Origin of the sequence: Microbacterium sp. lyk4-40-TSB-66 (assembly GCF_030209475.1) — a bacterium.
Taxonomy (GTDB): domain Bacteria; phylum Actinomycetota; class Actinomycetes; order Actinomycetales; family Microbacteriaceae; genus Microbacterium.
The window spans coordinates 121,355-133,137 of the sequence record NZ_JARVRW010000003.1 but is presented as its reverse complement, the minus strand read 5'-3'; the positions used below and the strand labels follow the sequence as shown (position 1 = coordinate 133,137).

Below are 11,783 nucleotides of genomic sequence, written 5' to 3'. Positions count from 1 at the left end.
GGTCCCGAAAAGTGCGTGTGGGCGCAGCGCGAAGTTGTCACTCGGCGATGCTGCCGCGGCATCCATGTCCCACAAGGTGCGGATGGATGCCCCTGAGTCGCACGAGGGGGGACATGGTCCGCAGCGAGTGGCGTGTATGTCCCGAAAAGTGTGGGCGGGTGCCCCTCGACGTCGCACGAAATGGGACATGGTCCGCAAAGAGTGGGACGAGGCCGGTGGGGCGGGGGTCCGGTCCCTTCGACAGGCTCGGGGACCTCGGTCGCGATGACCTGACCGGGTCAAGGCGACACGCCGTGCTAGACTGACCCCTTGTCTGCGCGCACTCCAGCACGCAGTTCGCATCCCATCTCCTGATCGTGGCCTTTCGCCGTGCTCAGACGGGGTGCAGACAAGGGATCTTGGGTGGCACCGTCCGGTGTCACGGTACAGAAGGAGACATCACCATGGCAGCAGTGTGCCAGGTGACTGGAGCGGTTCCCGGCTTCGGTCACAACATCTCGCACTCGCACCGCCGGACGAAGCGCCGCTTCGACCCGAACGTGCAGAAGAAGACCTACTTCGTTCCGTCGCTGGGTCGCAACATCAAGCTCAACGTTTCGGCGAAGGGCATCAAGGTCATCGACGCTCGCGGCATCGAGTCCGTCGTCCGTGACCTGCAGGCGAAGGGCGTGAAGCTGTAATGGCGAAGAAGGCTCAGGACGTACGTCCGATCATCAAGCTGCGTTCGACCGCGGGCACGGGGTACACCTACGTGACGCGCAAGAACCGCCGCAACAACCCCGACCGCATCGTGCTGAAGAAGTACGACCCCGTGGTCCGCAAGCACGTCGACTTCCGAGAGGAGCGCTAAGCACATGGCTAAGAAGAGCAAGATCGCGCGCAACGAGCAGCGCAAGGTCGTCGTCGAGCGCTACGCCGCGAAGCGCGCCGAGCTGAAGAAGACCCTGGTCGACCCGACCGCGACCGACGAGGCCCGCGAGGCCGCCCGCGTGGGGCTGCAGAAGCTCCCCCGCAACGCCTCGCCCGCCCGTGTCCGGAGCCGCGACGTCATCGACGGCCGCCCCCGTGGCGTCCTCACGAAGTTCGGCGTCTCGCGCGTCCGCTTCCGTGACATGGCCCACCGTGGCGAGCTGCCCGGTGTGACCAAGTCGAGCTGGTAAGCACCAGACACCCGCACGAGAGGCGGGGGTTCCGAAAGGAACCCCCGCCTCTCGTCGTTTCCGTCGATCCCGCCCGTCAGCGCTCCCGCGCATCGATCTCGGCGAGCAGCGCGATCGCCTCCGCACGCCCGCGCACGCCCAGCTTCAAACAGATGGAGCGCACCTGGCTCTTGATCGTGTTGCGGGAGACGCCCCGTTCCTCGGCGATCTCGGCGAGGCTGAGCGGCGTCGTTAGCAGTTCCAGCAGGGTGCGCTCGGTCGGGGTGAATCGCACGGCCGGCGCCGGCGCCCGGTGGGGTGAGTCGGGCAGGGCGACCCGGGCGACGGCCGACTGGAACGCCGTCAGGGTGGGGGCGAGTTCGGGATGATCCGCGGTCGCAGCGTCCACGAGGTCGCGCGTCTCTCCCAGCGGAAGCATGAGGAACGGGGTCGCCGACAGGCCCGTCCTCGCGATGAGCAGAAGCGCGGCCGCCATGGCGTCGCGGGCACGCCGAGGGTGGCCGATGCGGTTCAGCGCCAGTGCGCGGCGTACCAGCAGCGGGGTGAGCGATCGGAGGCAGTGGTCCGTCTCGGAGGCGACGCAGGCTTCCGTGGCCACGAGCAGTTCGCGTTCCCGTCCGAGACGCAGGAGTGCGGCCGATCGTTGCATGGCGAAGCAGATGCCGTGCCCCTCGGGGCTCTCGTACGGAGAGAGCACGGCCAGCGCCTCTTCACTGTCACCCTGCGCGACCATGACCTCCGACAGCGCGCCCACCACGAAATACCGGATCATCCGGTGACTGCTGTGGTGGTCGCCGCCGGTCAGCAGCTGCCGGCTCGCAGCCCGGGTCACCCCGTGGTCTCCACGGAACATCATCGCCATCACCTCGATCGCCCGCGACGAGTAACTCGCGTACGGATCGTCGGGTTGCGCCTCGGACATGCGTCGCGCCGTCTCGAGCAGGGCGTCGACATCGAGTCGCGCCGAGGCGACGAGTGCCCGCGCGAGCAGTTCGACGTAGGCCGTCTCGGTGACCGGCCATGCGTTCGCGACGAAAAGATCGCGGGCGTCGCGGAGTTCCGCTTCCGCCGAGGGGTACTCGCCGTTCAACGCGTGACCCAGAGCGGCGACCGACAGGGCCCGGTATCGCAGTCCGGCCGTGTCGGCGAACAGAAGGGCCTCGGTGCCGTACCGGGCGCCCATCTGCGGCCAGCCGATGGCGTTGCTGTATTCGCCCACGCTCGCGTACAGCTGCGAACGGGCGCCCGACGACATCGTGGCGGGGCGGGCGAGACGGACGTTGTCGAAGTAGCGATCGAGCAGTTCGGCGCCGTCGGCGAGGGCGTCCCGTCGAGCGCGCGCCGCGAAGTACGCCGACAGAACGACGGCATCGGCGTCGGTCCACACGCGCGGCGCCGGGGGCGGTTCGGTCTCGGACAGCAGGGCGAGATGGCGGGCCAGCGGGACGCCGTGCCCGGGTGCGAGGCGGGCCGCGGTCGCGATGGCCGCCGCACGGAGGGCGGAGCGCATGTCGGCGGGGTTCGCGTGATCCGTCACCGATGGTCCGAGGTGGGGCGGGTGAGGAGCTCGACGGCCTCGGCGCGTCCGGCGGCGCCCACTTTGACGTAGATCGAGCGCAGCTGACTCTTCACGGTGTTGAGCGACACGCCCCGCTCGCGGGCGATGTCGGCGAGGGTGAGCGGGGTGACGAGCATCGCGGCGAGCGTTCGTTCGGTCGGGGTCAACCCGCCGGTGGAGAGCGGCGGGGGAGTGACGCCTGTCGGGGCGGTGACGCGGCCGAGCAGACGCCGGATCTCCCCGGCGGTCGCTCGCAGCTCCGGCCGATGCGCCGACACGATGTCGATGAGACCGCGGACCTCGGCGTCGGGGAGCATCAGGAAGGGCAACCCCGACGCGCCCGCCCGTTCGAGGAGCAGGATCACTGACTCCATGCTCTGCTCCGCCCGGCGGACGCTCCCCAACCGCTGGAATGCCACGGCGCGGCGGGCGAGCAGGGGCACCAGCGTGCGGAGGCTGTGCGCGGACTCGTCGGCGGCGCACGCATCGGTGTCGGCGATGGCCTGTCGTTCGCGGCCGAGGTGGATCAGGCTGGTCGCGCGCTGCGACGCGAAGCAGATCCCGTGTCCTTCCGGGCTCTCGAACGGCGCGAGGAAGGCGAACGCCTCGTCGTACTCTCCGCGGGCGACCAGCATGTCGGAGCGGACGCTCACCAGGAACAGGCGGTCGGGGCGGGGGCTGCTGTGCCGGAGGCTGCCGTACAACAGCTCGGAACTGCCGGCGAGGGCGCCGGAGAAGTCGCGGGAGTACAGCCGTGCCAGCACGTCGGCGAAGCGCGCGGTGAAGATCCAGAACGGGTCGTCGGGCTGCGCGGCCGTCATGCGAGCACTCATCTCGCGCAGCTTCGCCGCATCGGCTCGCGAGGACGCGACCACGATCTCGGCCTTGCAGTGGGCGCGGGCGATCTCGGTGGCCGGCCAGCCCTCGGCGTCGAAGATCTCGTGCGCACGGGCGGCCTGATCGGCTGCGGCGCGGAACTCGCCGTTCATCGCCTGAGCGAAGGCGCTGATCGAGATCGCTCGATACCGCAGCGCCCCGGTGTCGGCGAACAGGAGGGCCTCCGCGGCGAAACGCGCAGCGACGGGGGTCCACCCCAGGGCGCAGCAGTACTCGCCGACGCTGGCGTACAGCTGGGAGCGCACGCGCGACGACAGAGAGGCGGGGCGGAGCAGTCGGACGCCGTCGAAGTAGCGCGTGATCAGACCGATGCCGAGGGAGAGGGAGTCGTGCCGAGCGCGCGCGGCGAACTGGGCGGCGAGGGTGAGGGCGGAGGTGTCGGTCCACAGCGACGGCGGTGTCACGGGCTCGGACTCGGCGAGGAGGGTGATGTGCCGGGCGCTGGGGGCTCCGTGTCCGGGCGACAGGTGGGAGGCCACGGCGATCGCGGTATCGCTCAGCGTCGCAGGGACCTCGTTCGAGGTCCGTGTTCCGGGCATTGCACCTCCAGCATCCTGTGGGTCGCGGATCACCACGCGACAGGAATCGGGCCGAGACGGTGCGGGTCATCATACGGCGGCCGTGAGACGCGCATGATACGGAGCCGAGTCCTCAGGCTCCGGGGTGGGGAGGCGGCCGGAAAGAATCGCCCGTGGGGCGTTATTTTTCACCCATACGGTGCCGCGGGGGCATCCCGAGCCGCCCGAGCGACGCGCTCGCGCGTGGTCGCGGGGCCGTTCGTTCCCGGCCACCCCGGCCCCCTCGCGCCGCGACACGCCGCCCTGAAAGGGCGTTATCGGTCAAAATCCGCGTAATTCCGCGGTTCGGTTGATACTGTCGAGGCGGTCTCCCGACCACCGAGGAGGATTCCTCCTCGTCCGAGTAACGAGAGACGGCATTCGCCGCCGTCTGGAGGACAACCCCATGGCCGACAAGTCCATCACCAAGACCGAGCTCGTCGCGAGCATCGCCAGCGCGACCGGGCAGAGCCAGTCCGCCGTGTCGGGCGTGCTCGACTCCCTCTTCTCCACCGTCTCCGAGGCGGTCGCCAAGGGCAGCAAGGTTTCGATTCCCGGCTGGATCGCCTTCGAGCAGGTCGCGACGTCGGCTCGCACGGGCCGCAACCCGCAGACGGGCGAGGAGATCTCGATCCCGGCCGGCAAGCGCGTCAAGGTCACCGCGGGCTCGAAGCTCAAGGCCGCCGTCAAGTAAGACGACGCCGAATAATCGAAGGGGGGATGCCCAGCGGCATCCCCCCTTCGATGTTCTCGCGCGACGTAGGCTGGACGCGTGAATCCCCGACTTCTGCGCGTCGCGGGACCCGTCATCCTGGTCGTGGTCTCGATCGTCGCCGTCGTCGCCGGTCTCGCCTTCGGCGGCGGAGCGGCCCCCGGCCGCCTGGCCGATGCCGGCCCCGTGGTGCGCTGGGGCCTGCCGATCGCCACGGTGGTGGTCAACCTCGCCGCGGCGACGATGGTCGGTTCGCTGGTGCTGGCACTGTTCGCGCTGCCCGCGGGGGAGCGGTCGTTCGAGATCGCCCTCGACACCGCATCGATCGGCGCCGCCGTCTTCACCGTGGGCGCGGCGGTCACGGGGTACATGACGTTCCTCAACGTCTTGAACGCGACCCCGACCCTCGACGCCGTCTTCGGGCAGCAGCTCGGACGCTTCCTCGTCGAGAGCCCGCCGGGACAGGCGTGGCTGATCACCACGATCGCCGGGGCGGTGCTCACGGTGCTCACCTTCGCCGTGCGCTCTTGGATCCCCACGCTCATCGTCGCGATCCTCGCCCTGGCCTCGCTCATCCCGATGGGCACGCAGGGTCACGCCGGCACCGAAGCCAGTCATGACGCGGCGGTCACCGCCCTCGTGCTGCACATCATCGCGGCGGCGGCCTGGCTGGGCGGACTCATCCTGCTCGTCGTCGTCAGGCCGGCAATGTCGCGCGGACAGCTGCAGACCACGCTGCTCCGTTACTCCTCGATCGCCCTCGTCGCCTTCGTCGTCGTCGCCGTCTCGGGTACCGTGCGCGCGTCGATCGGCCTGAACGGCCTGCAGAACCTGTGGTCGGCGTACGGCGCGCTCGTGCTCGTCAAGGTCGTCGCCCTCCTCGCCATGGGCGTGCTGGGTGCCTGGTACCGACGCCGCCTCATCGCGCGCATGGCCGACGAGCCGGGCTCCGCGCGGTTCTGGGGCGTGGTCACCCTCGAACTCGTCTTCATGGGTGTCGCGAGCGGTGTCGCCGCGGCGCTGGCCCGCACGCCCCCGCCCACCGAGGCGGCCCTGATCGGCACGTCGCCGGCCGAGGTGCTCACGGGCGCACCTCTGCCGCCCGAGTTGACCCTCGAGCGCTGGTTCACGGCCTGGAACATCGATCTGCTGTGGACGCTCATCGTCGCGTTCGGTCTGTTCTTCTACCTCGCGGGCGTCTGGCGCCTGCTCCGCCGTGGCGATTCATGGCCGATCCACCGCACGGTGCTGTGGTGCCTGGGCCTGTTCGGGGTGTTCTGGGTCACATCGGGCCCGATCAACGTCTACCAGGACTACCTGTTCAGCATGCACATGATCGGGCACATGCTGTTGTCGATGGCCATCCCGCTGATGCTGGTCTCGGGGGCACCCGTCTCGCTCGCCGCCCGCGCGATCCGCAAGCGCGACGACGGCACGCGCGGTGGACGCGAGTGGATCCTGTGGGCGGTGCACAACCCGGTCGCGAAGGTGCTGACGAACCCCTACGTCGCCGCGGGCCTGTTCATCGGCTCGCTCTGGGCGTTCTACTACACGGATCTCTTCCGGTGGTCGCTCTACGACCACGTGGGCCACATCTGGATGGTCGCGCACTTCCTCGTCACCGGGTACCTGTTCGTGCTCAGCCTCATCGGCACCGATCCGGTGCCCTTCCGCCTCCCCTACCCGATGCGCCTGCTGGTGCTCATCGCGATCATGGCGATGCACGCCTTCTTCGGCATCGCGATCATGATGAACTCCGGTCTCATGGTCGCGGAATGGTTCGGGGCGATGGGTCGCACCTGGGGGGCGACGCCCCTCGAGGACCAGTACGTCGGTGGCGGCGTGGCCTGGTCGGTCGGCGAGATCCCCACGCTCATCCTCGCGATCACGGTCGCGATCCAGTGGAGCCGGAGCGACGAGCGGCAGCAGAAGCGCCGCGACCGTCACGTGGACCGGGTCGGCGACCTCGAGCTCGACGCGTACAACGATGAGCTGGCGCGACTGGCCGACCGCGACGCGCGTGTCGCCACCCGCGGCCGCAGCTGAGCGGCATCCGCTCGGTCCCCGATCGGACGATCCGCCCACCCCGGCATCAGCGCGGCCGCGCGTTGGGGAGATGCGCCGACGGTGGCACCCGTCGGCCGCTCAGTCGGAGGATCCGCCGACCAGGATGGATGCCGAACCGTCGGGCTGCACGGTGATCTGACCGTCGACGGTGAAGTCGACATCGTCTTCGACCGTGCGCACGCTGCCGTCGAAGATCGACCGGATGTCGACCTCGATGTGGGCGACGGCCTCCGCCGAAGGGATGCGCCACCCGGCCCCGTCGGGTTCGACGGTGACCACCGGCTGCTGGACGATCGACCACGCGGGGGCGTCGTCGATGCGATTGCGCACGGTGAAGCCGAAGGGGCAGCCCGTGGGCTGCAGCACCTTCTGCTCGGCGCAGGCCGAGAGGAAGTCCTCGACGCGCTGCTGCACGACCCCGAGGAACTCCTTCGTCGGCTGCGCCTGCACGTCGACGGGGATGCCGGCCAGAGGTGCGTCGGCGAGCACGGCGACGCCGGGGGTCGACGAGATGGCGGTGTCGACCGCGACGGAGTACAGCCCGGGGGAGAAGACCAGCAGGGGGAGTGCCGCGGTGGGCTCGACGGCGTTGCCCTCGATCGACACCTGGCGCTTGTCGACCTCGAAACCGTTGACGGCGAAACGCATCGAACCCTGCACCGAGAGGTCGATCACCGACAGGGGGCTGCGGGCGAAGCGCCAGCGGGGCAGCAGGGCGCCGCCCGTGTCGCGCTGCACGTCGAACGTGGTGGTCCCGGCGTAACCCCCGACGGAGTAGCTGGCGGTGACGCGCGTGCGATCGCCGTCGACGCTCTCGCCGGTGATGACGGCATCCGTCACCGCCTGCAGCGACTCGGGGCGCAGGAGTGCCTCGGACGACGTGGCGGGAAGCCCCGCGGCCTCGAGCTCGGCGGAGTCGACGGCGACACCGGGGATGGCGAGGGCGTCGGCGGCTCGTCGCTCCTGCAGCAGGTCGAGGTAGTGCAGCACGAAGGCGCGGGGACTGTAGAACTCGCGATACAGCGAGGCGGCGCCCGCGCCGAGGGAGGCGATGAGGAGGACGCCGATGAGGACCATCGCCGGGATCTCGAAGCGACGGCGCCGGCGCGCGCCGCGGACCCCCTCGGGCGTCGCGGGGCCCCCGCCGGCGTTGCTCACGTACCCAGTCTAAGAAGTGCACCTGCGCACATGCCGCGCGGCGCCCCGCGATCGCGCACTCCCGCGGAATCCCGCAGGTCGCGCGGTGGCGTCAGTCGGCGACGAGCGACTGCACGACGGCGGCGGCGGCGAGCTGTCCGCCCGCGATCGCCGCGGCGAGCGAGAACATCGGGCCGGGAAGGTGGTCGGGCTGGGCGATGTCGCCCACCGCGTAGACGCCCTCGACGCTCGTGCGACCGAACGGATCGGTTCTCACGGCGCCCGATTCCTGGCGTTCCAGCCCGAGCGCGTCGACGATCTCCCCGCGCACGGTCCACGCGGGTGCGACGAACGCCCCCGCCACCTCGCGCGAAGAACCGTCGGCGAGCCGCAATCGCAGCCCCTCCGTCGTCCCCGCGACCGCGCGCACATCGGCGGGCGCCACGACGAAGACCTCGGATGCCACCGGCTCGAGCATGCGGGCGAGGGCTGCGGCGTGCGGTGAGGCGTTGACCACGGCGACGGGTCGGCCCGCGAACTCGTGTCCGTGGCAGAACGGGCAGTTGGCGACGGTGTCGCCCCAGTGCTCGGCGAGTCCCGGGATCGCGGGGAGCTCGTCGGCGACACCCGTCGCGAGGATGAGCGCGGACGTGTGGAGCAGTCGGCCGTCTACGGCGACCGTCAGACCGTCATCGACACGGGTGACCGCGGTGACGGCGGCATCCAGGACCTCGACGCTGTCGTACGCCGCGATTTCGGCGCGCCCGATCCGGCGCAGCTCGGCGGGGTCGCGACCGTCGTTGGAGAGCAGGTTGTGGGCGTGACGGACGGTGCCGTTCCGGTACGAGCCCGAATCGACCAGCAGGGTGCGCCGGTGCATGCGCCCGAGGGTGAGGGCCGCCTGCAGGCCCGCGGGCCCGCCTCCGATGATGATCGCGTCGTACACGATGGACTCCTTCCGCTTGTGTTCTCGTCCATCGTGTGACTTCATGTCGACATGAAGTCAAGCGGGGAGTCCATCGGTGAGGCGGCGACGCGGTTCGGACTCGACACCCACGTGCTGCGCTACTGGGAGGACGAGGGGCTGCTGCGTCCCGTCCGCGACGGCGCGGGGCGGCGCCGATACGGCGACGACGACGCCGTGCGCATCGCGGTCATCCTGCGCAACAAGGCGGCGGGGCTCTCCCTCGAGCAGATCCGCGTGCTGCTCGACGACGACGCCCCCGACCGGCACCGGGTGCTCGAGGAGCACGTCGCCGAGCTCGACCGCCGCGCCGCCGACATCGCGCAGGCGCGCGCGATGACCGAGCACGCGCTGCGATGCCGGTCGCACGACATCACCCAGTGCCCGCGGTTCCGCAGCCACGTCGCCGACGTGCTCTCGGGCGAGGCGCGCTGGCTGCTCCTGCACACCGAGCCGGCCGGCGGTCCGGTCGGCACTTCGCTGCCCGCCCACGACGGTGCGAACTAGCATGGGCCGGTGACCACGCCGCCCCTCTCCGCCGAACAGCAGGCGCTGTTCCGGTTGATCGAGGACACCCGCGAGCACGTCTTCGTCACGGGCCGTGCGGGCACGGGCAAGTCGACCCTGCTGCAACACCTGGCGTACAACACCAAGAAGCAGATCGCCGTGTGCGCGCCCACGGGGGTGGCGGCCCTCAACGTCGAGGGGCAGACGATCCACTCGCTGTTCCGCCTTCCCATCGGGCTGATCGCGGGCGGCGACATCGATCAGAACGACGCCACCCGCAAGCTGCTCAACGCCATCGACACCCTCGTGATCGATGAGATCTCGATGGTCAACGCCGACCTGATGGATGCCATCGACCGCTCGCTCCGTCAGGCGCGCGGTCGGCGCGCTGAACCGTTCGGCGGCGCACAGATCGTCATGTTCGGCGACCCGTACCAGCTCGCACCGGTGCCGCCGCGGGGCGACGAGATGCGGTACATCCGCGATCACTACCGGTCGTTCTGGTTCTTCGACGCGAAGGTCTGGTCGGGGGAGGCCGCGAGCGACGGACTCATCGACATCGGTCGCCACGGGGCCGATCTGCACGTGAACGAGCTCGTCGAGATCCACCGGCAGTCGGACCAGGGTTTCAAGACGCTGCTCAACGCGGTGCGATACGGGCGCGTCACCGCCGAGATGGCCGGCATCCTGAACGCGGCGGGAGCGCGCACGCCCCCGCACCCGGCCGACGGCGAGCACCCCATCATCACGCTCGCGACCCGCAACGACCGGGTCAACACCATCAATCGCAAGCACCTCGACGAGCTCATTGGACGCACGCAGACCGCCAGCGCCGAGATCTCCGGCGACTTCGGCCGCGGCGAGGCGAACTACCCGGCCGAGATGGAGCTGACGCTCAAGGTCGGGGCGCAGGTCATGTTCCTCCGCAACGACGGGGCGCAGTTCGGCGAGGCCCCGCGCTGGGTCAACGGCACGATCGGCACCGTCACCCGGATCGCCGGCGACAGCGTGCGCGTCGAGGTCGACGGCATCCAGCACGATGTCGAGCCGGCCGTGTGGGAGAGGTATCGCTACGCCTACGACCCGGGCACGAAGAACCTGTCGCGCGAGATCGTCGCCGAGTTCACCCAGTTCCCCCTGCGCCTGGCCTGGGCCGTGACGATCCACAAGTCGCAGGGCAAGACGTACGACCGGGCGGTGGTCGACCTCGGCTCGGGTGCCTTCGCGCCGGGGCAGACCTACGTCGCCCTCAGCCGTCTCACCTCGCTCGACGGGCTCTACCTGACGCGCCCGCTCCGCCCCGGTGACATCCGGGTCGACGAAGACGTGCGCCGCTTCATGAAGCAGGCGTGGCTCAGTCGGCAGGCCGCGGCCGCGGCGCAGCAGGCGTAGCCCGGGCGGGATACGTCGGGCCCGGTCGCGCCCGGCACTCGGCGCGCGGCCCGGCGATGACGGGAGTCAGGCGACCTGGTGGGCCTTGGCGCGGGTGAGGTCGGCGAACAGCTCGGTGGTGAAGCGGTACGCGACGAGCACCTCGGCGATGACCCGTTCCTTCTCGGCGTCGTCCCAGGGGGCGGCGTCGAGCTGCTCGCGGTAGACGCTCTTGAACGCCTTCGGGTCGGCGATGTCGCCGAACAGCAGGAAGCCGATGCCGTTGGTCTCGAAGCCGAAGCGGCGCTGCATGAGCCGGCCGATCGACGGTCCGCCCGAGAGGTCGCCGAGCAGGCGCGTGTAGTGGTGCGCGACGAACCCTCCGGGCCACGTCGCGGCCACGCGACGGATGCGCGACACATAGGCCTGTGTGGTGGGGAGCGGTCGGATCTCGTCTCGCCAGTGCGGACCGATCAGAAAGGCGAGGTCGGCCTCGAGGGCGGGCAGCCGCGAGAGCTTGTCGCCGAGGAAGACGGATGCCACCGGGTCGGTGCGCATGCGCGCCGACGCCTCTTCGAGGGCGGCGTAGAGGAACCAGTGCTGGGCGATGAGCGCGACGTAGTCGTCGCGGGTGCCGGCGCCGGTGAGCAGGTCGGTCATGAAGCCGTCGCACTCGCGGGGCGAGTGCGCGCTGCTGGAGCGCTCGCGCAGAGCCGCGGAGAACGGGAGGACGACGCTCATGCGGCCATCATACGCACACAGTTAGGATTACCTAACCCCTAGATTCCCGCGCGAACCGCGGTGAGACGCAGTCGTGATGCAGACGTGACGGGCCGTGCCCGCAAGCGGCGGG

12 protein-coding genes are annotated in these 11,783 nt (G+C 70.1%); 7 read left to right on the top strand and 5 right to left on the bottom strand.

The annotated features are described in order from the left end of the window. Positions 1–443: 443 nt before the first annotated feature. Genes rpmB through rpsN form a run of 3 tightly spaced genes read left to right on the top strand, consistent with a single transcriptional unit; the run spans position 444 to position 1,160 of the window. Entirely contained in the window at positions 444–680 is a 237-nt protein-coding gene (rpmB, locus tag QRO03_RS05750) for a 50S ribosomal protein L28 (RefSeq protein ID WP_055832508.1), read from the top strand. Then, a complete protein-coding gene (gene rpmG, locus QRO03_RS05745; RefSeq protein ID WP_013584775.1) occupies positions 680–850 on the top strand; it encodes a 50S ribosomal protein L33 in 171 nt (56 codons plus the stop codon). The genes rpmB and rpmG overlap by 1 nt, the downstream gene beginning before the upstream one ends. Positions 851–854: 4 nt before the next feature. Next, positions 855–1,160: a 30S ribosomal protein S14 gene (gene rpsN / locus QRO03_RS05740; protein ID WP_013584776.1), complete on the top strand. Its 306-nt coding sequence runs from the start codon at positions 855–857 to the stop codon at positions 1,158–1,160. 76 nt (positions 1,161–1,236) lie between these two features. On the opposite strand, the gene QRO03_RS05735 is transcribed toward rpsN, so the two are convergent. Next, a complete protein-coding gene (locus QRO03_RS05735; RefSeq protein WP_285136565.1) occupies positions 1,237–2,697 on the bottom strand; it encodes a helix-turn-helix transcriptional regulator in 1,461 nt (486 codons plus the stop codon). Then, positions 2,694–4,154 (bottom strand): helix-turn-helix transcriptional regulator, encoded by a 1,461-nt coding sequence (locus QRO03_RS05730; protein WP_285136564.1) that lies wholly within the window; start codon positions 4,152–4,154, stop codon positions 2,694–2,696. The genes QRO03_RS05735 and QRO03_RS05730 overlap by 4 nt, the downstream gene beginning before the upstream one ends. Before the next feature lie 424 nt (positions 4,155–4,578). Between QRO03_RS05730 and QRO03_RS05725 the strand changes: the two genes are divergently transcribed. Together QRO03_RS05725 and QRO03_RS05720 are read left to right on the top strand one after the other, a co-directional pair. Then, entirely contained in the window at positions 4,579–4,866 is a 288-nt protein-coding gene (locus tag QRO03_RS05725) for an HU family DNA-binding protein (RefSeq protein WP_013584778.1), read from the top strand. A 78-nt stretch (positions 4,867–4,944) separates the two neighbouring features. After that, positions 4,945–6,930, top strand: a complete 1,986-nt coding sequence (locus QRO03_RS05720; RefSeq protein WP_285136563.1) for a bifunctional copper resistance protein CopD/cytochrome c oxidase assembly protein — start codon at positions 4,945–4,947, stop codon at positions 6,928–6,930. Positions 6,931–7,029: 99 nt separating this feature from the next. Here QRO03_RS05720 and QRO03_RS05715 read toward each other — a convergent pair whose 3' ends face one another. After that, positions 7,030–8,109, bottom strand: a complete 1,080-nt coding sequence (locus QRO03_RS05715; RefSeq protein ID WP_285136562.1) for a hypothetical protein — start codon at positions 8,107–8,109, stop codon at positions 7,030–7,032. A gap of 91 nt (positions 8,110–8,200) precedes the next feature. Then, on the bottom strand, positions 8,201–9,034 hold the full coding sequence (locus tag QRO03_RS05710) for an NAD(P)/FAD-dependent oxidoreductase (protein ID WP_285136561.1): 834 nt from the start codon (positions 9,032–9,034) through the stop codon (positions 8,201–8,203). Between the two features lie 51 nt (positions 9,035–9,085). Between QRO03_RS05710 and QRO03_RS05705 the strand changes: the two genes are divergently transcribed. Continuing rightward, positions 9,086–9,559, top strand: a complete 474-nt coding sequence (locus QRO03_RS05705; protein WP_285136560.1) for a MerR family transcriptional regulator — start codon at positions 9,086–9,088, stop codon at positions 9,557–9,559. A 9-nt stretch (positions 9,560–9,568) separates the two neighbouring features. Continuing rightward, positions 9,569–10,951 carry an ATP-dependent DNA helicase gene (locus QRO03_RS05700; RefSeq protein WP_285136559.1) on the top strand — a complete coding sequence of 461 codons (1,383 nt, stop codon included), beginning with the start codon at positions 9,569–9,571 and terminating at the stop codon, positions 10,949–10,951. Between the two features lie 66 nt (positions 10,952–11,017). Here QRO03_RS05700 and QRO03_RS05695 read toward each other — a convergent pair whose 3' ends face one another. Further along, positions 11,018–11,671, bottom strand: a complete 654-nt coding sequence (locus QRO03_RS05695; protein ID WP_285136558.1) for a biliverdin-producing heme oxygenase — start codon at positions 11,669–11,671, stop codon at positions 11,018–11,020. Between the last annotated feature and the right edge of the window lie 112 nt (positions 11,672–11,783).

Excerpts from the sequence above, each read along its gene's own strand:
- rpmB (WP_055832508.1), top strand. The coding sequence starts at position 444 with ATGGCAGCAGTGTGCCAGGTGACTGGAGCGGTTCCCGGCTTCGGTCAC.
- rpsN (WP_013584776.1), top strand. The coding sequence starts at position 855 with ATGGCTAAGAAGAGCAAGATCGCGCGCAACGAGCAGCGCAAGGTCGTC.
- QRO03_RS05695 (WP_285136558.1), bottom strand. The coding sequence starts at position 11,671 with ATGAGCGTCGTCCTCCCGTTCTCCGCGGCTCTGCGCGAGCGCTCCAGC.
- QRO03_RS05730 (WP_285136564.1), bottom strand. The coding sequence starts at position 4,154 with ATGCCCGGAACACGGACCTCGAACGAGGTCCCTGCGACGCTGAGCGAT.
- rpmG (WP_013584775.1), top strand. The coding sequence starts at position 680 with ATGGCGAAGAAGGCTCAGGACGTACGTCCGATCATCAAGCTGCGTTCG.
- QRO03_RS05725 (WP_013584778.1), top strand. The coding sequence starts at position 4,579 with ATGGCCGACAAGTCCATCACCAAGACCGAGCTCGTCGCGAGCATCGCC.
- QRO03_RS05705 (WP_285136560.1), top strand. The coding sequence starts at position 9,086 with ATGAAGTCAAGCGGGGAGTCCATCGGTGAGGCGGCGACGCGGTTCGGA.